We start from the raw sequence: 24161 nt of genomic DNA, 5'->3' as shown, positions 1-24161 counted from the left end.
GCTTCTACCTATCAAATTGACTCATTTTTACCCACAGATATCCCTGAAGAGCCAAAATTAATAAAAAAATAAGACACTCAAATAAAAAAATAAGACACTCAAAAACCGTATTCCCAAAAAGTATCAGAAAATCTATCCTCAAGTAGCGTATCAACGAGCCACACAGAGCCATTAAACGCACAGAGTCTTTCAAGCCATAACTCAGGCAGTACAAATCCATTCCGACATAAGTCGAAGAGAGATAAAGCGAGGGTCTTTGACGTCTTAACTGACTTCTACGCTAACCTGTCAGGTACAAACGACTGCAGGCGTTTAAACCTCGAAGCCACTTCTGTCCGGCTTCAAGTGCAAAGGCCTTCATCGCCTCCAAACGGCCAACTGCCCGATAAAAACGATTATTCCATTGCATGGTTTTTAGCCACTCATTCGAATCAATGTCCAATCTTTGAAGAATAGGAGGGGTACACGACGGGATGGAACCTTTCTTATCTGTCTTGGCAATCCGGCCACTCCAGTCAACCAGTTCCAGATAGTCATGAAGAAGGTAGGGAAGGGCAACGTCCGTGTTCTGGCCCTGCAAACAAAAAGGTTTCAGGGTCAGCGGCTGATTTTTAGTCTCAGAATGTGTAAATTGATCCACTCGTTCCTGAATCGACGTGTAGTCGGACTCTTCGGGTGTTTCTACTTCTCCAGCCCGAATCGGATTCAAGTCAACGTAGGTCATGCAGGTCAGTAAAGCTGCCTCGTCCAGCAATGCCTGGCTTTTAAAGCGACCTTCCCAGAAGCGTCCTTTACACTGGTCTTCTTTATTGGCCTCACGAGCAAGGTATTCATTCAGGCAGCGCATAAACCAGCTGATATCCATTAAACGACGCCGGTATTCCTCAGCATATTCATCAATACGGGCCAACTCAGCGCTGCCCAGTCTGTCAGCGGCCAGATACCTTTGCACCAGAAGCGGACCTCTGAACAAGGTTGTCCAACGATGAAGCACTTCATTCCGTGACCAGCCTCTGGCAGATGACTGATTGATGTGCAAAACCACATGATAATGGTTTGACATGACTGCGTAAGCGCAGACTTCGATAGCAAAGACTGAAACCAGTTCCCGGAGTTTATCCACCACCCACTGGCGGCGATGCTCGTAGTTCTTGCCAGTCAGGTGGTTCTCTCCACAGAGGTAAGCCTGACGAACACATCTTGCCATGCAGTGGTAATAGGGCGTTGAGCTGGGGTCAATCAGTGTATTGCGGGCCTGAGCCATGGACTCACCTGTTTGGGTAAAAAATCAGTGATGGGTGAAAAAGTAGACCAGATGGGTGGTAAAGCAAATTTATGGGTGTCTTTTTTCTTTTTTTATGGGTGTCTTTTTTTTTATCTTTTTTTTTATTTTTTTTCTTTTTTTTTCTTCTTTTCTAAAGGGGTCATTCACTGGTTTCTGATATCAAAGTTCGTCATAGGTATTCTTGTCTTCCAGATCGGACTTCTTAACCTCAAGACCAGCCAGCGCTGCTTTCTCGGCTGTGGGGATGGTGGTTGATTTGGTTTGAGGGTTATTTATCTGATCATCACTCTTTTGCCAATCATTGAAGTTTCCCAGAGTGTAGGAGTAAGGAATACTTTCTGCGTGGGAGAATGACCATTTAGGCACATTGTCCCTGAAGTATTTCTCCCAGCCATTCTCAAACAACTTCATGGTACGATCACGGCGGTCACGGAATTGCAGATAATTTTCGTGTCGCGTCCAGCCATACATTTTTTTGCCTGCTTTAACACGCTTTGCATAGGCCTCATCGGTTTCATTAAAGCGTTGAGGCGAAGCAATAGCCGTACGTTTCACATATTTATCCCGGTTTTCCCCCAGGCCGAGCCAGCGATTAATCCTGTCAAGGCTTCGACCCAGAGGTCCACCCAGCCATTGCGTGAGCATCTTGTTGTCGTTCATAAAAAAGTCGAAGGTGAGACTCGACGCCAGAGCAAATCCAAAGGTTTGAGCATAAGTGAATCCAGATATAAGGCCATGAGCGTATGCTCCGACAGTGGCTACCGGACCCAGCACCAGACCGGCTGTGGCCGAGGCCAGGGTTTTTACTTTTTGTGGTGTCGCCCGGTGCAGCAGTGGTACCTGAAGCCCTTGTCCGGAACCCATGGACTTCACTATTTCGGGTGCCAGACGAAAAATACTGTGGTACATATACGGGTTGGCGTTGTACTGCCTGGCAAACAACATGGAGCCGGTTCTCAGTAAAATGACTGAGGAAGCGGCTCTACCCATTGGCATGGCCAGTCCGCTCACTTCAGTGACTTGTTCAATTCCACTGCGGTCGGCATATTCGTCAGTTCGGTCAAGATCAACACCGAAGCGTTCCAACCAGTGCTGGAAAGGTGTGAGCATCCGGTGCAGGTAATCACCCCTGTTGGTCAGATCCAGAAGATAGAGGAATGACATGTTCAAGAAGGATAGCTCGGTAGCCTGCCAGGTGGTGTGGGTCGCCAGCAAGGGGGCGTAGCTGGAGAAGTACCAGGTGACAGCCTGTACCAGAAAGGCTGATGGTTTGAGCCAGTACTCATTCAGCTGGTGCTCAACCGCTGCGGCATGAGCCTGCATCAAGGTGCTATTGATAGCCTTGATCAGGTCTGACTCAGACAGGCCGGCAGCATTGGCATAAGGCGTCAGGGTATCCTGAACATTGGTCAGAAAGGCTGCCGTCCTGCGGCCATTTTCAAAGGCAATATCGTCAAGAATATAGTTGGCGATGATCGCGGCAGAGTACTCTTTCATACCGGCAACCGACTCTTTCATTCCTGCCGGTTCTATAGCAGTAACGGCCACAGGAGTAAAGGCACTCTGTATGAACTCATCAACTCCTGCATCGGACAGCATCTGGACAACGGCTTTGAAGCGGAGCACATTGATGCCATGTTTGTTGCCCAGGAAGTGTTCAAATTCAGCCGCTGTCAGATAACCACCGACATCTTTGGCAGCCTTCATGTAGTTTTCAAGCTCAATCTTGCTGATCAGTCCTTCACGCAGCAGAGCTATAATTTTGTTACCACTGGCAGAATGAGTAGCGAAGTATTCCGAGAAGTCTGTCAGGTCTCCTGATTCATGTTCGACGAAGTGAATGGCTGTTTCGCCCATGCCGTTAATGACCTCGTCGTATTGTTGAGCCCCACTTCCTATCTCACTCCTGACCCTGTGCGCCAGACTCTCGACTTGTTCCATGATATCTGGCTCAGAGGGGGAGAGCGGGAAGCTTCTTTTCAGGCTTTTGAAAACTCCCACAATCCGACTGGCCTGATTAAACGTCAGGTCTTTTCCGACCAGCGCCTGCAAGCGAATGGGGGCAAACTCATCGTCAAAATCGAAAGTGGTAAGACAGGGTATGACCTTACCACTGTTTAACGCAGAGGCTGCCAGACCTGTTGCGGCTTCCAGAGCTTGTTTCTTGAGAGAGTGCTGCTTTATGAAGTCGTGCATCTCGGCCAGAACTTTTACCTGTCCCGGGGTATACCGGAAGGGACCGCCGTCATTTTTGACGGCTTTGCCTGCCGCTCTCAGCACTTCCTTCATTCTCTCAATATCTGCTTCTCTGGCTTCAATCTCACTTTCCAGACGGTCCTGTTCCTGAATCAGTTGCTGAATCCTGCCGCCATTGCCATCATTCCCACCCAGTTCCAGTTTTTTGTTTCTCAGGGCATTAACCCGGTCATCATAGTTAGCAGTAGAATCTGGTTTAACGCCCACAGTTTCTTCAATGGCTTTAAGGCTCGCTTTATGATCCTCCAGAGCTTTTTGTGCTTCTGACTTCAGCGTTTTTTTCTGTTCCAGGACTAAATCCAGCTCAGCTCTCTCGTCCTCAAGTGAGGTTTTAGTTTGCGGATCAATGTCTTTGGAATGGTTAATGTCCTGATTTTTTCTATTCAGAGCCTCTTGTGCTTGTTTTTCTCGAAATTGTGCATGAGCCAATTCCATTTCTCTAAATTCGTGCTCATGCAGGTATTTCGTAACCTGAGTGTACTTTCTTCTGGTTTCAGGCAGTTCGCCTATTGCGAAATCGACTTCATCCCGACCATAAGCGGCTACATAGTTTCTGACAGCATTCATGTAATCCTCTTCTGACATTTTATCAGGGTCACTCTCAAAAGGGGGTCTGAGATCTTTGATGGCAGCACCCAGTTTCTTAAAGGTTTCAACTCGTCTATCTGTCTCGTCCCTGTTTCTTTTCAGAAAACGTTTAATGCCGTCTATCAGGTCTTCAGGGGTTTGATTATCATCCTGAGTCAGACCCAACCCGGTCTGAATTTGTTTCATTGCCTGATTGAGAGCAGTGGTATCTCTGACCGTGTCAGGGCGGACGTCAGTAGAATGTGCAAATAGCACTTGTTTACCATGAACAGCATCCAGTTTGCGATGAAGTTCCTCCAGCGCACTTTCAGCTTCTTCTATGTCGCCTTTGACTACCTCTGAATCAGGAACGTATCCTGGTTGAGATCCCGGACGAGCCATTTGCCTGACAAGCCTGGTTCGAACCCTCTCAAGCCTTGCTGTCATGTCATCTCCTTCATTGACTTTGATCTTGAGTAGTTTTTCTACGGATTCCAGTACATTCAGTGCCTGACGGTCTTGTAATTTACTGTCTTCATTCAGTTCAGGATCAGGAACCTCAGCCAGAGCATCTTGTCTGAGTTTGACGAAAGTTGCTTCTTTAGTGGCTTGAGTATTCAGTGTCGTCTTTTCAGGTTCTTCCTGAGGCTGTCCTGCTGAGGCAGCCGCTCTGTGCATACCATTAATTTTCTCCAGGAGGCGTCTGGCATGCTCATCCAGTGACCGGGTATCACTCCAGTCATCCTTGCCAAGTGCTACTGCCAGTTCAGCGTTGTAAAGACTTCTGGCAAAAAGAACTTCCTGTTCCAGCTCAGGAATTCGCCCGATTTTCTGAATAATTGTATTTTGCAGGCTTTGCTGATCTTCCAGCTGCACAAGAAGCTTTGCAACTTTACCCTTAATGATCTGAAGGAGTTGTTGCACTTCCAGTTTTATCTCATCGCCGGTATCGGCTATTTCCGGTGCCCGCTGCAACCTGTATTCAAGCTGCAAGAGTTCGACTGCCTCTTTCTGAAGAAGCTCTTGCAGGTCGCTGTCCCGTTCAGCCAGCTGTCTGGCCATGTTGTCCTTGAATTTGACAGCAAACTGTTCGTCGTCGTGTATGCCGTCGGTCTCTAATTTAACGACAGTGGATATATGATTAAGAATATTCTCAACAGCATGCTGGCTAGTCAGAAGGTCTCTGAGTACAGGGTTGAAGCTGAAGCGTTTTAAGAGTTGGGCCTGCATCCAGATTGGCGTGATGAGTGACGAAGCAGCTCTGATGTGGTCTGCTGTGAACGCAAACCGAAATGTTTCATCTTGTTCAGCAATGCTCAGCGCCTGCTGCAGAGATTCATATTTTGCCAGTGCAAGCGCCGTCTCTTTATCTTCGCGTGCAAGCGTCGTTTGATCTTCGTTCACTCCAGCATTGTGCCGCGCAACAAACTCCTCCAGCAGCGCCAGCTGCCTGCTTCGAATGAACCGCAGGTACCTTTTGACATTAGATTTTAAAACAAGAACTGATACTGGATTAGCGGAGTTGTGAGCCTCAGCTTCTTTGAGGTTAAGAAGGTTTTCTACAAAAGCGACATCGGCTGGATTCGGATTATGGCCACGGAAAATAATGATATCCTCGGCAGTCTGAGTCACTTCAAGTTTTGGATAACCCGAAGGCACAGGATAAACCAGCGTGTCATCATCGGCGTGTACAACATAGCCAACGGGTTTGTTGTGTTCCAACAGTTCATTGAGAGCCCTCTGTTGTATATCTCCTCCCAGGACGTGAACCTGAATATAGGCAGAAGTGGCAGCCGTCAGCAGAGCCCCATCATTAACAAAGAGCGATTGGCCCAGGCGCTTTAGCCCGGGAGGCTGAGCACCCCCTGAGATAAGGCGCATGAATGTACGCCCATTCACTGCAACCTGTTTTACTTTAATGGTGGCAAGGGCGACATAGTGATCGCCTGAACCCAGGCTTCCTGCCCTGTCATCGGCACACAACAGCATTGAATACAGTTCTTCGGTGCTGGCTAGTTTCGTTGACGGTTCTAATGGTTGGCCGCCAGATAATCCAGCACGAACAGAGTTAACTGAATCCTCATCGGTCATTCCTGCCCTGACTTCAATCAACAGTTCCTCTGCGTCAAGGCTATGGGTAAACCTGAAGACTCCCTCATCGCCCACCTTCAGGACTTTGGTGTATTTCTGAGCAACGTCATTCTCGCCTGTCTCAAACTGATCGACAATGGAAACGCCTCTATCGAAATAAAAACAAAGGCCGACAAATGAGCTTTTTGAAGGACAAATATGGCCCTCCCTGAACTCAACCTGAGGAGTGTAGGTGGTTGTAAAGGATTTGGGTATTGGCTGCTGGTCAAGACCTAAAGTTGGCCGAACCTCCACCTCACTCTGGATAAACTCCGCATGTTCATTGTCTTGAATGTCGACAGGTTTTATCTGCAGCCTGCGACCGGCCAGTGCCTCTGTGGCAATGATGGAAGAGCTGATTGCAAAGGCCACAGCAAGGCTCAATACTTTGGGGCGAGCATTTGTCATTCTACTACCTCAGAGCTGAGTACTTTTTATTACCGCGAAAAGTGATGACCACACCAGGCGAGGAAGCAACTTGTGATCGCTCATGGCTGTCATTTGCTTGTGTGAATAGCTTCAGGCTCTTTTAGCAGAGAAACCTCTGTGGACTGGAGGAGGAAACGCTCACACCTGCAGCCATCACCTGTATTTCATCGTTCAGTGGTGTAACTGGTTGCTGGTTGCATGACGCATTCAGCGGGGTTCTGTCTCTTATCATGAACAGAAGCTTTCTTGTTATTGCCATGTCGCCATTCGAAGAAAGCTCCCAAAGTGTAGGAGTAAGGAAAGCTTTCTGCATGGGAGAATGACCATTCAGGCATATTTTCCCTGAAGTATTTCTCCCAGCCATTCTCAAACAGTTTCATGGTGCGATCACGGCGTTCGCGGAACTGTAGATAATTTTCGTGTCGAGTCCAGCCATACATGCTGTTGCTGGCTTTAGCCCGGTTTGTATAGGCTTCATCGGTTTCATTGAGGCGTTGAGGCGAGGCAATAGCGTTACGTTGCTCATATTCATCTTGCGTTTCCCCCAAGCCTATCCAGCGATTCATCTTGTCAAGAGTGCGGCCCAGAGGACCACCCAGCCATTGAGTGAGCAGCTTGTTGTCGTTCATAAAGAAGTCGAAAGTGAGACTCGATGCCAGAGCGAATCCGAAGGTTTGGGCATAGGTGAATCCGGATATAAGTCCATGAGCGTATGCTCCGACAGTGGCTACCGGACCCAGCACCAGAGCGGCCGTGGTCGAGGCCAGAGTTTTCACTTTTTGTGGTGTCACCCTGTGCAGAAGCGGCACCTGTACCCCTTGTCGGGAGCCCATGGATTTCACTATTTCAGGTACCAGACGGGAAATGCTGCGATACATCTGCGGATTGGCGTTGTACTGTCTGGCAAACAATATGGAACCGGTTTTTAACAGAATGACTGAAGCAGCGGCCTTGCCCAATGGCATGGCCAGACCGCCCACTTCAGAGACCTGTTCAATTCCATTGTGGAAGGCGTATTGGCCGGTTCGGTCAGGATCAACACCATAACGTTCCAACCAGTGCTGGAAAGGTGTGAGCATTCTGTGCAGGTAATCGCCCCGGTTGGTCAGATCCAGCAGATAGAGGAATGACATGTTTATGGCAGACTGCTCGGCAGCCTGCCGGGCGGTATGGGTTATCAGTAGCGGTTTGTAGCTGGCGTAGTACCAGGTGACAGCCTGCACCAGAAAGGCTGAAGGCTTGACCCAGTAGTTAGTTAGCTCCTGCTCAACCGCTGTGGCATGAGCCTGCATCAAGGTGTCATGGATAGCCTGGATCAGTTCTGATTCAGACAGCCCGGCAGCATTGGCATAAGGTGTCAGGGTCTCCTGAACATTGGCCAGAAACGCTGCTGTTCTGCGACCATTTTCAAAGGCAATATCATCCAGAACGTAGTTGGCGATGACCGCAGCGGCGTACTCTTTCATGCCGTCAACGGACTCTTTCATGCCCGCCGGGCCAGTTGCAGTGACAGTCACAGGAGTAAAGGCAATTCGCATGAATTGCTCGGCACCCTCATCGGACAGCATCTGGATAACCTTCCTGAACTCCGGCACCTTGACACCCTGTTTATCACCAAGGAAGTGTTCAAACTCAGCCACTGTCTGATAACCATCAACACCTCTGACGGCCTTAATGTAATTTTCAAGTTCAACCTTGCTGATCAGACCTTCTTGCAGCAGTGCTATTATCCTGTTACCAGTTGCAGAACGGGTAGTGAAGTATTCCAGGAAGCTTTTCAGGTCTTCTTCTTCATACTTGACGAAGTGAATGGCCATTTTGCCCATACCATTAATAACTTCGTCGTATTGTTGAGGCCCTTTGCCCAACTCATTTCTGATCCTCTGCACCAGAATTCCGACTTCTTCCAGGACGTTCTGAGGCTGATGATCTAGCAGCTCGACAGAGGAGGGTGGGAAGTTCCTTTTCAGGTTCCTGAAGACGGTTACAATCCGGCTGGCCTGATGAAACGTCAGATCTTTTCCGACCTTTGCCTGAAGGCGAATGGGTGCAAATTCATCGTCAAAATCGAAAGTCGAAAGCCAGGGTATCACCTTACCGCTTTTGGCTGCAGATGCTGCCAGACCCATTGCGGCTTCCAGAGCCTGTTTCTTGAGCGCGTGCTGGTGGATGAAGTCGTACATATCGGTCAGAACTTCTACCTGTCCCGGCGTGTACTGGAAGGGGCCGCCATCATTTTTGATGGCTTTCCCGGCAGCCTTCAGGGCATTCTTCATTCTCTCAATGTCTGCTTTCCTGACTTCAATCTCAGCTTGCAGACGGGCCTGTTCCTGAGTCAGTTGCCGGATCTTGCTGTCACTGGCATCATCCCCGTCCGGTTGTGCCATAGCATCCAGTTTTTGATGTGCAGTCGCCAGCTCACTTTCAGCTTCTTCCAATACTCGTCTGGCTGTGGCTGCCTCACGATCAAGAACGTATCGGGGCTTAGGTCTCAGGAGAGCCATATGCCTGTCAAGCTCGTTCTCAATGATCTGGATGCGCATATTAACGTCTGGCTGAACCTTGTCGATAACTTCTTCTTCCAGCTGTAAGAGTTTTGCTTTAATTAGACTATTTTGGTCGTTTATACTGGCATAATCGTTATAGCCTTTAATGTTGAGTTGGCGGGCCACTTCATTGTTCCGGACTCTCCTGACTGCTTCATCGTCATAGGCTTGGTTGACTTCATTCCGAAATGCCTGAATTCTGGCTATCAGGACATCCTTCTGGTCAGACAGACTGGCATCCCTGTCAAGGTTTATCATCAGGTCACTGGCCAGTTTAGCTGTGAAAAACCTGACTTTTCTTAAAGCAGTAATGAAATCAAGAGGGGGGATTTTCAGCTGGTGCTCTATGGCTGCAAGTGAACGTTTCTCCAGTTCTCTGAACAGCTTAATATGGTAAGGATCTGCGACTTTATAAGTAAAACTAGCATCAAGCTTTTTGAGTCTGAGGCCTCTTTCGTCGATAGCTTTGCAGTCTTCTTTCCAGAAAGTTTGCTCTATCTGATCCAGTAGCTGTTCTCTGACAGAATCGCTGTCAAATATATTAATAACCTTGGCAAGTCTTAGCGCTCTGTCATCCCGTTCAATGAGGTCGACCTTAAGTAATTCTTCTACTTGTCTCAGCGGATCAGTCCGTTGTTCTCTGGCCCGCTGATCAGGGGCATGGACTCCGATTTTATAGTGAAGATGCGCGAGAAGTTTCTCGAGTCTGAGAGCCCTCCCGTCCAGAGCTGTGTTTTCATCTGCCCAGAGGGTGTTATCTATCTTATCCAGCGTCTGATCTGTAAGATCATCGCCGTAAAGCATTCTCTGAATCCTGTTAAATCTTGTCGTTTTGTCATCCTTTTCATTGACTTTGATGTTGAGTATTTCTTCTGAGGTTTTCAGTATCTCCAGAGCCTTTTCCTCTGACTGTTGTATGGCTTTTCTGACAAACCTCTGCATGTTTTCAGAAATGGCCTGGCGACGAAGATACACGTCATCGTTTTTATCAGGGGCTCTTATCTGAAGGGCTTTTTCCAGGTTACTCAATGTCTCAAGGGCTTCAGGCATCACTTCGGAGTGGCCTGTTCTGATGTAATCCAGCTGTGTGTCCAAAAATTTAAGCTTGAGAAGTTTGATAACGACTGCTGTCTCCGCAGCGGCGCGGTCAAATAGTAAGGTGTTGTCATTCTGATCAGCACCGAGAACCTCAGCCAGAGCAGCTGTTCTGCCAGCAGTGTAAAGAAACTCCTCATCGAGTTGCTTGCTCGTAGTATAAAGTTGTTGACGCAGAGATTGCGCTTTAGCCTTCATTGCCTCCAGTTTTTCAACCAGACTTACTTGTTGAACGTCAATATCTGCATTGCTATCAAAATCATCAATGTCAGAATGTACGGCAATGGTTGTATAGTCGGCCTTCATTGCAGCAGCTTTGTCAGCCTCTGCACGGGCCTGGGCATTCAGCTGCTCAATGTGTTGTTCAATGGCCTGTTGACGGGCTTCCAGGTCTGCTAAGTCGACCGGGACCAAACCAAGCTGACTTTCAACGGCAGCCAGGTTCTGCGAGACATCGCCAACGGTTAGTCTTGACTTGTCCAGAGATAGAACAGGCTGGGAATTGGCGGCAACCAATGTTGCGGCAGCCGACGTTGCGGCAACCGGTGTTGCGGTAACCGGTGTTGGAGCAATTAAGGTTGCGACAACCGATGTTGCGGCAATCGGTGTTGGGGCAACCGATGTTGGGGCAATCGGTGCTGCGGTAACCGATGTTGGGGCAATCAATGTTGCGGTAGCTGATGTGGCTGCAGCGGGTTGCTTGATTTCATTAATTTTCTGGCTGATGATTCTGGCTTGTTCTTCGGGGGTTTGGGTACCATCCCAGTTATCAATACCAAGCTTTGCTGCAATTTGACTGTTGTAATCCTGTATGGCTGCAGCTGTTGCTTCACGAGCTTTTTTTCTCAGCACTGGAATTCGGTCGACTTCTTCCTCGAGAAAGCGTAACCAGGTGCTCCGTTTTACGATCTTTTCCTGATTCTCAACATTTTGTTGATGGATCTCCAGTGACAGCTGCTTGATGCGCTGCTGAAGCCCCAGGTTGCGGGCCTCAAGGTCATCTTCGTTTTCTGGAACCAGATCGAGCTTACCTTCATAGAAGGCCAGTCTTTCCCGAATTTCCCCATCAGTTAGTTCTTCGTTATCTTGCAGCCGCTGTTGCTTTGACGGGCGAATGAACCGAAGGGCAGCCAGATCCTCTTTATTGTCCCAGACAAAACGCCTCTTGCTTCCAATGGCTGACGTTTTTGCTTGCAAAGCTTCTCTATCAGGCAGTTCTGTTAAGGCAGCCAATTGCCTGATTTCAAGAGTTTTTTGTCTAATGATGCTGGCTTGTTCTTCAGGTGGCAGTTTTTCATCCCAGTGATCAATACCGAGATCTATTGCCATTTGAGCGTTGCGAACTTTTAAGGCATCTGCTCTGGCATCACGAGCTTGTTGTTTCAGCTTTGGAATTTGTTCGATTTCCTGCAGAAGTTTCTGTAACCATTTTTTCGGTTCTTCATGCTTTTGTGGGTTCTGAATATGTGTTTGAAAAATCTCAATGGCCTGATGCATAAGGTGCAGTTGAATGGCCCTGCGACGGTCTGCAGGGGTACATCGGTTATTCGTCACCAGGCCGAGCTGGCCTTCAAAGGCAGTCAGTTTTTCCAAAGCTTGAGCGTTGGGCAGTTTAGCATTTTGTCGTAGCTGTCTTTGAATGGAATGCAGGGTAGCCAGATTTTTTTTATTGACCGAAGCAATAATGCACTTGCCGCCAATGATCGCCGGATTTGCTTTTACCGCTTCCTCATGAGACTGACCTGTTGAGGCGTATACTCTGAAGATTTCATTAGTTCTCTCAATGATACGTCTGGATTGCTCTTCCATTGAAAGGCTATCATCCCAGTCATTAATACCAAGCCGTGCTGCCATTGTGGCGTACTGAGCTATCAAGGCATGGGTTTTGGCACTACTGGTTTTTTTTTCCAGCGTTGGAATTCGATCGACTTGCAGCTGAAGTTTTTGTATCAGTTTGTTCTGTCGTTCCAGCTCTTGATGAAACAGTGTAAGTTTACCTAAAGTTTGCTGCCTGAGTTTAAGCACACTTGCTGTTTCCTTTTTACTGTTACTGTTTTTCTCCGTTGTAAGCTTTAACTGGTTTCCGGGCTGGATGAGTTCGCTTTCTTTTGTCAGCTGCTCTTTTTGCCTGGTGTTCATCTCAATCAGCTGTTCGGGCGTGTCGCTCGTGACTTTGGCAGCAAACTCTTCCTTGTCCCCGGAAGTATCGGTCTGCGCCAGGATGATATCACTGCCATCCGGTATCACTTCCCGCATACTCTCGATAAAGAATTGATCCGTTAGAAGGTTTCTGATTGCAGGTTTGAAGCTAAAGTGTTTTTCCAGTTGATCATGCATCCAGGTTGATGTAACAACCGAGGAAGCCACTTCGATCTGTCCTGTTGTGAGTTCAAATTCATCGGCTCCATCTTTAGTTGCAATGGTCAATGCCTGATGGAGATATTCATAATGTGACAGCGCCCTCAGTTCGCCTTCGCAAGCAAGTATCATTTTTCCATCTTCGTCAGGTTCGACATTGCGCTGTGCCGCTAAATCCTCCAGCAGTGCCATCTGCCTGCTTCGAATGGTGTACTGGTAGCTTTTGAGCTTATCTTTTTTAATCTGTGCTGATGCTCTGGAGGGGAGACTGTAGTCAGATTCCTGCACCCACATGTCATAGAGACCTTCCACAAAAGCGACATCGGCCGAATTCTGTTTTTGACCGTGAAAAACAATAACCTCTCCGGGAGCCTCAGTCACTTTCAGCATTGGATAATCCTCAGGCAGAGGATATGGCTGTGTGTCATCCTCAGCGAGTACAACATAGCCGACAGGTTTATGGTATGACAGCAGTTTTTTGAGCGCTTTCTGTTGTATATCTTTTCCCAGAACATGGACCTGGATGTAGGCAGAAGTGGCTGCTGCTAAAAGAGCCTCATCATTAACAAAGAGCGACTGCCCCAGGTGCTCCAGTTCAGGGGGCTGATCGCCCGCAACAATATGACGCATAAAGGTGCGCCCGTTCACTTCAACTTTTCTAACTGGAATGGTGGTCAGGGCGACATAGTGATCGCTTGTGCCAAGGTTTCCCGCTCTTCCATGGGCACCATTCAGCACTCCGGCCAGCTGTGTGGGATTGGCGATTTCCGTTGATGGTTCTAATGATTCGATGTCACCTGATTGAGCACGAATGGCCGCAATTGAATGCTGGTCGGTCATACCTTTTCTGACTTCAATGACCAGTTTCTCTTCTGCAAGGTTGTGGGTGAACCTGAAGACTCCCTCATCACCCACCTTGAGGACTTTGGTGTATTTCTGAGCAACGTCATTGTCGTCTGTTTCAAACTGATCAACACTGGAAACCCCCCCTTCGATGCCAGAAAGAACGTCTGTGAAGCCTTCGGAAGGAACCTCGTAGCCCGCTCTGGCTTGAGCCTGATCAGGGTAGGTGGTTGTATAGGATTTGGGTATTGGCTGCTGATCATCACCTAAAGTTGGCTGAACTATGACCACACTCTGGGTAAACTCCACCTGTCCATTGTCCGAAATATCGACAGATTTTATCTGCAACCTTGAATCAGCCAGTGCCTGTGTACTTATGATGGAAGAGCTAACTGCAACGGCCACAGCAAAGCTTAATGCATGGGGGCGAGTATTCGTCATTCTGTTACCTCAGAGCAGAGTAATTTGATTACCGTGAAAAATTTCTCATCTTTTTGTCACCCCATTCGTAGAAGGTACCCAGAGTGTAGGAATAAGGAATACTTTTTGCGTGGGAGAACGACCATTTAGGCACATTTTCCCTGAAGTATTTCTCCCAGCCATTCTCAAACAGTTTGATGGTGCGATCCCGGCGTTCACGGAACTGCAGATAATTTTCATGTCGTGTCCAGCCATACATTGTGTTGTTGGCTTTAACACGGTAGGCATACTCGTCATCGGTTTCACTGAAATATTGAGGCGCGGCAATAGCTGTGCGTTTTACATAGTCATCGTCCGATTCACCCATGCCTCGCCAGCGTTTAAATTTGTCAAGACTTCGTCCCAGGGGGCCACCGAGCCACTGAGTGAGCATCTTGTTGTCGTTCATAAAGAAGTCGAAAGTGAGACTCGACGCCAGAGCGAATCCGAAGGTTTGGGCATAGGTGAATCCGGATATAAGTCCATGGGCGTATGCTCCGACAGTGGCTACCGGACCCAGCACCAGAGCGGCCGTGGTCGAGGCCAGAGTTTTCACTTTTTGTGGTGTCACCCTGTGCAGAAGCGGCACCTGTACCCCTTGTCGGGAACCCATGGATTTCAATATTTCAGGTACCAGACGGGAAATGCTGCGATACATCTGCGGATTGGCGTTGTACTGTCTGGCAAACAATATGGAACCGGTTTTTAACAGAATGACTGAAGCAGCGGCCTTGCCTAATGGCATGGCCAGACCGCCCAATTCAGAGACCTGTTCAATTCCATTGTGGTAGGCGTATTGGCCGGTTCGGTCAGGATCAACACCATAACGTTCCAACCAGTGCTGGAAAGGTGTTAGCATTCTGTGCAGGTAATCACCCCGGTTGGTCAGATCCAGCAGATAGAGGAATGACATGTTTATGACAGACTGCTCGGCAGCCTGACGGGCGGTATGGGTTATCAGTAGCGGTTTGTAGCTGGCGTAGTACCAGGTGACAGCCTGCACCAGAAAGGCTGAAGGCTTGATCCAGTAGTTAGTTAGCTCCTGCTCAACCGCTGCGGCATGAGCCTGCATCAAGGTATCATGGATAGCCTGGATCAATTCTGATTCAGACAGGCCGGCAGCATTGGCATAAGGTGTCAGGGTCTCCTGAACATTGGCCAGAAACGCTGTCGTTCTGCGACCATTTTCAAAGGCAATATCGTCCAGAACGTAGTTGGCGATGACCGCAGCGGCATACTCTTTCATGACGTCAACGGACTCTTTCATGCCCGCCGGGCCAGTTGCAGTCAAGGTCACAGGAGTAATGGCAATCTTCATGAATTGCTCGGCACCCTCATCGGACAGCATCTGGATAACCTTCCTGAACTCCAGCACCTTGACACCCTGTTTATCACCAAGGAAGTGTTCAAACTCATCCACTGTCTGATAACCATCAACACCTCTGACGGCCTTTATGTAGTTTTCAAGTTCAACCTTGCTGATAAAACCTTCACGCAGCAGAGCTATTATCCTGTTACCACTGTCAGAACGGGTCGCGAAGTATTCCATGAAGCTTCTCAGGTCCTCTTCTTCATACTTGACGAATTGAATGGCTGTTTTGCCCATACCATTAATGACTTCGTCGTATTGTTGAGGCCCTTTGCCTAACTCATTTCTGATCCTCTGCACCAGAATCCCGAGTTCTTCCAGGACGTTCTGAGGTTGATCATCGACTAGCTCGAAAGAGGAGGGTGAGAAGTTTCTTTTCAGGTTCCTGAAGATTCTTACAATCCGGTTGGCCTGATGAAATGTCAGATCTTTTCCGACCATGGCCTGCAAGCGAATGGGTGCAAATTCATCATCAAAATCGAAAGTCGAAAGCTGGGGTATCACCTTACCGCTTTTCGCTGCAGACGCTGCCAGACCCATTGCGGCTTCCAGAGCCTGTTTCTTGAGTGCGTGCTGGTGGATGAAGTCGTACATATCGGTCAGTACTTCTACCTGTCCCGGCGTGTACTGGAAGGGACCACCATCATTTTCGACGGTTTTCCCGGCAACCTTCAGGGCAGCCTTCATTCTCTCAATATCTGCTTCTCTGACGTCAATCTCAGCTTCCAGACGGGCCTGTTCCTGAGTCAGTTGCCGGATCTGAGTCTGTTCTGTTGCGGTAACTGGTGTTGCGGCAACCGACGTTGTGGCAACTGGTGTTGCGGTAACCGGTGTTGGGGCAATCGAAGTTGGGGCAATTGAAGTTGGGGCAATCGCTGTTGCGGTAACCGGTGTTGGGATAATCAAAGTTGCGGTAGCTGATGTGGCTGCAGCGGCTTGCTTGATTTCATTAATTTTCTGGTTGATGAGTCTGGTTTGTGCTTCGAGGGTTTGGGTACCATCCCAGTTATCAATACCAAGCTTTGCTGCAATTTGAGTGTTGTAATCCTGTATGGCTGCAGCTGTTACTTCACGAGTTTTTTTTCTCAGTATTGGAATTCGGTCGACTTCCTCCTGAAGAAAGTGTAACCAGGTGCTCCGTTTTGCCAGCTTTTGCTGATTCTCAATATTTTGTTGATGGATCTCAATTGACAGTTGCATGATGCGCTGCTGAAGTCCCAGGTTACGAGCTTCAAGGTCGTCTTCGCTTTCCGGAACCAGATCAAGCTTACCCTCATAGAAAGCCAGTCTTTCCCGGATTTCCCCATCAGTTGGCTCTTCGTTTTGTTGCAGTCGCTGTTGCTTTGGCGGGCGAATGAACTGAAGGCTGGCAAGATCGTCTTCATTGGTCGACGCTTTTGCTTTTACAGCTCCTTTATCAGGTTGTGCTGTTGCGCCAGCCAATTGCTTGATTTCAAGAATTTTTTTTCTAATGATCCTGGCTTGTTCTGCCAGTGGCTGGGTAACATCCCAGTAATCAATACCAAGCTCTATTGCTATTTGAGCGTTGCGAACTTTCAGATCACCTGCGCTGGCATCATGGGCCTCTTGTTTCAATTCTGTAATTTGTTCGATTTCCTGCAGAAGTTTCTGTAACCATTTTTTCGGTTCCTGGTGCTCTTGTTGATTCTGAATATGTGTTTGAAAAATCTTAATGGCCTCATGCTTGAGGTGCTGCAGAATGGTACGGCGACGCTCTAAAGGGTCATGTTGGCTGTTCGTAATCCCGAGTTGACCTTCAAAGGTAGTCAGTTTTTCCGAATCGAGTAACTCGGGTCGTCTAAGGGCTTGTTGCAGCTGCTGCTGAATGGACTGAAGGATAGCCAGATTTTTTTTACTGACCGGAGCGATACCTTGCTTGCCGCCAATGGCCGCCGGTTTGGCTTTTAACGCTTCTTCATCAGGCTGTTCTGTTGCGGCGTATACTCTGAAGATTTCATTAACTCTTTCACTGATGCGCCTGGATTGCACTTCCAGTGGAAGGGTGTCAATCCAGTCATCAATACCAAGCCTTGATGCTGTTACAGAGTATTGAGCCAGTAACGCATACGCTCTGATGTTACTAAGTTTTTTTTCCAGTGTTGGAATTCGATTGACTTGCCTCTGAAGTGTTTGTATCTGGTTTTTCTGTTGTCCCAGCTCCTGATGAAACTGTATAAGTTTATCTTCAATTTGTTGACTGAGTTGAAGTGCTCTTAGTTGTTCCTTTGCACTGGTACTGGTTTTATCGGTTGTCTGCTTTAACTGGTTTCTAAGCAGGGTGAGCTCTCTTTCTTTTGCCAGCAGCTCTTCTTGCCTGACTTTTATCTCAATCAGCTTACTGGGCTTGTCGCTCAAGACATTGGAAGCGATCTCTTCCTCGTCCCCGGGATCATCGGCCTGCACTTGGAGGATATCACTGTCATCCGGTCTCACTTTCTGAATATTCTGAATAAAGAACTGATTAGTCAGTAGATTTCTGAATGCCGACTTGAAGCTGAAGTATTTTTTGAGTTGATTCTGCATCCAGGTCGACGTGACGACCGTCGAAGCGATTTTGATCTGTCCTATTGTGAGTTCAAATTCATCCGCTCCATCTGAATTTGCACTGGCTAATGCCTGATGGAGATATTCATATTGTGACAGCGGCGTCATCAGATCATGGTCGTATGCAAGCGTCATTTCTCCATCTTCTTCAAGTCCGGCGTGCACTGCTGCTAACCCCTCCAGCAATGCCATCTGCCTGCTTCTAATGATGTATTGATAGCTTTTGACCTTATCTTTTTTGATCTGTGTTTTTGCTTGAGAGGGGGGGCAGTAGCCAGATTCTTGCGCCCACATGTCATTGAGACCTTGCACAAAAGCGAGATCGGTTGGATTCTGTTTTTGACTGCGGAAAACTATAATCTCCCCCGGAGCCTCAGTCACTTCCAGTTTTGGATAACCCTCAGGCACAGGATAAGGCTGTGTGTCATCTTCGACGTGAACAACATAGCCGACAGGTTTATGGTACGACAACAGTTCGTTGAGAGCTTGCTGTTGTATCTCTTCCCCCAGAACATGAACCTGGGTATAGGCAGAGGTGGCCGCTGCCAAAAGCACCTCTTCATCGACAAAAAGCGATTGACCCAGACGCTGCAGCTCAGGAGGCCGGTCACCTGCGGCGATAAGGCGCATGAAGGTGCGCCCCCCCACCTTAACCTTGTCTACTTCAAGGGTGGCAAGGGCAACATAGTTATCAACTTCGCCAAGGTTTCCTGCTCTTTCATGTACACCTTTGAGCACTCCGACCAGATGTTCGGGGCTGGCAACTTTCGTAAACGGTTCTAATGTTTGCGTGTTGCCTGATTGAACGCGAACAGCCTTGATTGAATCCTGATGGGTCATCCTGTCTCTGACTTCGATAAGCAGTTTCCTTTCTGCAAGGTTATGGGTGAACCTGAAAACCCCCTCATTACCGACCTTCAGAACTTTGGTGTACTTCTGAGCAACGTTATTCTCGTCTGTTTCAAACTGATCAACAATGGAAACGCCACCCTCGATGCCGGAAAGGACGTCGGTGAAACCTTCAGAAGGGATGTCATAACCCGCTCTGACTTCAGTCTGATCAGGGTAAGTGGTAGTAAAGCATTTGGGTATTGGCTGCTGGTCGTCGTCTAAAGTTGGCTGAACTATGACCTCACTCTGGATGAACTCTACATGTCCATTGCCATGAATATCGACAGATTTTGTCTGCAGCCTGCGATCCGCCAGTGCCTGTGTGCCAATCATGGAAGAGCTGATTGCAATGGCCACTGAAAGTGTTAAGGCATTGGGGCGAATATTTGTCATTCTACTACCTCAGTGCTGAGTACTTTGACTATCGTGAAAAGTGATTACCGCACCTCGCGAGTAAGCGACTCCTGATAACCAATAGCTGTCAATCGCTCATGGCTGTCAATCGCTCATGGCTGTTCGCTCATGGCCGTTTCTGTACGCCGTTGAGAGAATTTAGTTCACACTGGCAGATCCGCTAAGCTGTTGAGCGAATTTAATTCTCAGTGGCAAAGTTCAATGTCCGGAACTCGTTCCCACGCTGTGACTCACTTCTTAAGACCAACCGGTGCTGCTTTTACGGTTGCCCGGGGTTGCCCAGGCGCTGCAGTCCCGGACCCGAAGAAAGCACCCAGAGTGCAAGAGTAAGGAATACTTTCTGCATGGGAGAACGACCATTTAGGTACATTTTCCCCGAAGTATTTCTCCCAGCTATTCTCAGACAGTTTGAGGGTGCGATCCCGGCGTTCACGGAACTGCAGATAATTTTCATGTCGTGTCCAGCCATACATCGTGTTGTTGGCTTTAAAACGGTAGGCATACTCTTTATCGGTTTCACTGAAGTATTGAGGTGTGGCAATAGCCGTGCGTTTCACATAGTCATCGTCAGACTCAGCCACGCCTCGCCAGCGGTTAATCCTGTCAAGACTTCGGCCCAGAGGGCCACCCAGCCATTGAGTGAGCATCTTGTTGTCGTTCATAAAGAAGTCGAAAGTGAGACTCGACGCCAGAGCGAAACCAAAGGTTTGCGCATAAGTGAATCCGGATATAAGGCCATGGGCGTATGCTCCAACAGTGGCTACCGGACCCAGCACCAGAGCAGCTGTGGCGGAGGCCAGCGTTTTAACTGTTTGCGGTGTCACCCTGTGCAGAAGTGGCACCTGAACCCCTTGCCCGGAACCCATGGATTTCACTATTTCAGGCACCAGACGGGAAATGCTGCGATACCTCTGCGGATTGGCATTGTATTGTCTGGCAAACAACAAAGCGCCGGTTCTCAGCAGAATGACTGAGGACGCTGCCTTACCCAATGGCATGGCCAGCCCACCCACCTCAGAGATTTGTTCAATGCTGCTGTGAAAGGCATATTGGTCGGTTCGGTCAGGATCAACACCATAACGTTCCAACCAGTGCTGGAAAGGTGTAAGCATCCTGTGGAGGTAATCACCCCTGTTGGTCAGATCCAGAAGATAGAGGAACGCCATGTTTGACAGGGATAGCTCGGCAGCCCGCCGGGCGTTAGTGTTCACCAGCAGTGGTTTGTAGCTGGAGTAGTACCAGGTGACAGCCTGTACCAGAAAAGCTGAAGGTTTGACCCAGTAATCATTGAGCTGCTGCTCAACCGCAGCGGCATGAGCCTGCATCAATGTGTCATGAATAGCCTGGATCAGTTCTGATTCGGGCAGGCCGACAGCATTGGCATAAGGTGACAGGGTCTCCTGAGCATTGGCCAGAAATACTGCCGTTCTGCGGCTATTTTCAAAGGCAATATCATCCAGAACGTAGTTGGCGATGACAGCAGCGGCATACTCTTTCATGCCGTCAACAGACTCTTTCATGCCCGTCGGGTCAGTTGCGGTCACGATCACAGGAGTAATGGCAATCTCAATGAATTGCTCAGCACCCTCATCGGACAGCATTTGAATAACCTTCCTGAACTCGGGCACCTTGACACCCTGTTTATAACCAGGGAAATGTTCAAACTCAGCCACTGTCTGATAACCATCAACACCTATGATGGCCTTTAGGTACTTTTCCAGTTCAACCTTGCTGATCAGACCTTCTCGCAGCACACCAACAATACCATCATCACCCTCTGGTTTTTGATGAATGGTCTCCGGCTCACTTTCAGCTTCTTCCAATATTTGTCCGGTTGTGGCTACCTCACGAACGTATTGGGGTTTGGGTCCCAGGCAAGCCATATGCCTGTCAAGCTCTTTCTCAATGATCAGGATACGCACATTAACATCTGGCTGAACCCCTTTGATAACTTTGTCGTCCAGTTGTTGGAGTTTTGCTTTAATTTGACTATTTTGGTCGTCTATACTGTCATCATCGTTATAGTCTTTAATGTTCAGTTGACGGGCCACTTCATTGTTCCGTACTCTTCTGGCTGTTTCATCTTCATAGCCTTCGTTGATTTCATCCCGAAATGTCTGAATTCTGGCTATTAAAGCATCCTTCTGGTCAGACAGGCTGGTATCCTCGTCAAAGTTCATCCTTAGATCACTGGCCAGTTTCGCTGTGAAAGCCTTGACTTTGTTTATGACAGCCACGTAATCAAGAGGATGGATATGCAGCTTGTTCTCTACGGCTGCAATGAACCCTGCCTGTTGTTCTCTGACCTGCTTATCATGGTACGGATCTTCGACTTTATAAGTGAGGCTCGCATCAAGCTTCCTGAGTCTGAGACCTCTCTCGTCAAGCGCTTTGCTGTCTTCTTTCCAGAGTGCCTGGTCTACCTCACCCAGCAGGTATTCTCCGGCGTCAGGGTGGTTAATCATTTTAAGCACCATGGCAAGCCTTGTTGCTCTGTCCTTTCGTTCAATGGAGTCCAGGTTGAGTGCTTCTTCTACTTCTGCCAGCGGATCTGTCTGTTGTTCTCTGGCTCGCTTATCCGGGTCAGGGCCTCCGATTTTATAGTGAAGATAGGCAAGAAACTTCGCGACTTTGAGATCCTTTCCGTTCAGAGCTGCGTTTTCATCTGCCCAGAGGGTATTATCTATCCTGTCCAGCCTATGATCTGTGAGGTCATCGCCGTCAAACATTCTTCGAACCCTGATAAGTCTTGTTGTTTTGTCATCCCCTTCATTGACTTTGATATCGAGTATTTCTTCTATGGCTTTCAGTATCGCCAGAGCCTTTTCCTCAGCCCGTTGTCTGGCTTTTCCGATGAAATCCTGCAGCTCTTCAGAAATGCTCTGGCGACGAAGGTAGACATCATCATTTTCATCGGGAACAGTCATCTGAAGGGCTTTTTCCACGTCACTCAGTGTCTTAAGGACTCCCGGTATAACTTCGGAGTGATCTGTTCTGACGTAATCCAGATATGTGTCCAGAAATTTAAGCTTGTTAAGCTTGGTATATACTGCTGACTCTACGGCTTCACGGTCTGATAGTGCGGTGTTGTCGTTTGGATTAATGCTAAGTACCTGAGCCAGAGCATGTTTCCTGGTAACGGTGTGTAAATCCTCCACAATGAGTCGGAAGGTCATAGGATTGATTTGTTGACGCAGATCTTGTGCTTCAGCTTTCATTGTCTCCAGTTTTTGAATAAGGCGATCTTGCTGAGCGTCAATATCTGTATCACTATCAAAGTCCTCAATGTTCAAATGTGCGGCAATGGTTGCAAAACGAGCTTTGGTTGCAGCTGTTTTTTCAGCTTCTGTTCTCATGCCCGGTGTGGCATGTCTTGCCCGCAAGTCTTCCAGGTTCCTGGATAATTCAAGCAGCTGTCTGGCCATGTCGGTCATCACTCTGGAAGTAAACTCTTCGTCTTTTTCGGGATCGATCTGCGCTGGTTTGATATCGCCGCTAACGGGCATCACTTTCCGAATATGCTGAAGAAAGTGCGGGTTCATCAGGAGATTTTTAACTACGGGTTTGAAGCCAAAGTGTTTTTCGAGTTGCTCATACATCCGGGTTGGCGTGATGATTGATGAAACGGCTGTGATGTCTTCCAGTGTTAACTCAAATGGACGACGACGTGTTCGATATGGTTTATCTGGAGCAGCCAGCGCCAATACCTGCTGGAGGGATTCGTAATTTGCAAGGGAACGCACCGCCAGTTTATCTTCGTTAGAAAACATCGTCGGTTGATCTTTGTTAACGCCGATATCGTGTCGTGCAACAATCTCCTCCAGCAGTGCCATCTGCCTGCTTCGGATGACGAACTCGTAGCTTTTGATCTTATTTCTGAGAAGCTCTGTTATGACTATGCGATTATTAACCTCAGCTTCTACCCAGAGTTTGATGAGTTTTTCTACAAAAGCGACGTCATCCGGACGCTGCATCTGACCATGGAAAATAATATCCTCCCCCGGAGCTTCTGTTATTTCCAACTTTGGATAACCCTTAGGCACAGGATAAACCTGTGTGTCATCCTCGACGTGTACAACATAGCCGACGGGTTTGTTGTGTAGCAAAAGTTCGTTAAGCGCCTGCTGTTGTAAGTCCTCTTTCATGAGATGAACCTGTATGTAGGCAGAGGCAGCAGCCGCCAGGAGGGCTTCATCATTGACAAAGAGTGATTGACCCAGGCGTCGCAGTTCTGGGGGCTGATCGCCCGAAGCGATAAGACGCATGAAGGTACGCTCATTCACTGCAACTTTTTCAACTTCAATGGTGGCAAGGGCAACGAAGTGATCACTTGAGCCGAGGTTTCCTGCTCTTGCAACGGCAGCTTTCAAAACGTCAGACAGTTGCGCGGGGCTGGCGATTTTCGTTAACGGTTCTAATGATGTAGAAAATAATTTACCACGAGCAACCGCAACTGAATCCTGATCGGTCATTCCGCCTCTGACTTCAATGACCAGTTCCTTTTCTTCAAGGTTGTGGATGAACCTGAAGATTCCTTCATCACCTACCTTAAGAACTTTGGTATATTTCTGAGCAATGCCACCCTCGTCTGTTTCAAACTGATCAACACTGGAAACGCCGTCACCAATACCATAAAGAATTGCTGAAAAGCTTATAGTGGGAGAGATACGAGGGTGACATTTTGAAGGTGGAGGCTCATAAGGGTAGCTGGTGGTAACAGATTTGGGTATTGGCTGCCGGTCATCACCTAAAGTTGGCTGAACCATGACCTCACTTCGAGGAAACTGAAAATCTCCAGTGTTCAGAATATAGGCGTATGTCTGAAGTTTGCGAACGGCCAGTGCCTCTGTACTCATGATGGAAAAGCTGGTTGCCAGGGCCACTGCAAAGCTTAATGCATTGGGGCAGGTATTTTTCATCCTACTACCTCGAAGCTGATTACTTTGATTCCTGT

The 24161-nt window shown here is 48.2% G+C and carries 5 protein-coding genes; all 5 read right to left on the bottom strand.

What is annotated here, in order from left to right; all coding sequences use genetic code 11:
* Positions 1 to 280: 280 nt before the first annotated feature.
* Positions 281 to 1264: a transposase gene (locus ACOMHB_RS18995; RefSeq protein ID WP_448217798.1), complete on the bottom strand. Its 984-nt coding sequence runs from the start codon at positions 1262 to 1264 to the stop codon at positions 281 to 283.
* Positions 1265 to 1444: 180 nt separating this feature from the next.
* Positions 1445 to 6646, bottom strand: a complete 5202-nt coding sequence (locus ACOMHB_RS18990) for a coiled-coil domain-containing protein (RefSeq protein ID WP_448217797.1) — start codon at positions 6644 to 6646, stop codon at positions 1445 to 1447.
* A 185-nt stretch (positions 6647 to 6831) separates the two neighbouring features.
* Positions 6832 to 13950 carry a hypothetical protein gene (locus ACOMHB_RS18985; protein ID WP_448217796.1) on the bottom strand — a complete coding sequence of 2373 codons (7119 nt, stop codon included), beginning with the start codon at positions 13948 to 13950 and terminating at the stop codon, positions 6832 to 6834.
* Between the two features lie 28 nt (positions 13951 to 13978).
* A complete protein-coding gene (locus ACOMHB_RS18980; RefSeq protein WP_448217795.1) occupies positions 13979 to 19186 on the bottom strand; it encodes a hypothetical protein in 5208 nt (1735 codons plus the stop codon).
* Between the two features lie 251 nt (positions 19187 to 19437).
* Positions 19438 to 24126: a hypothetical protein gene (locus ACOMHB_RS18975; protein WP_448217794.1), complete on the bottom strand. Its 4689-nt coding sequence runs from the start codon at positions 24124 to 24126 to the stop codon at positions 19438 to 19440.
* Between the last annotated feature and the right edge of the window lie 35 nt (positions 24127 to 24161).

The sequence above is a fragment of the Endozoicomonas sp. 2B-B genome, assembly GCF_053470045.1.
Note: the sequence above shows the minus strand (reverse complement) of the source record. Positions and strands in the feature narration are given on the sequence as shown.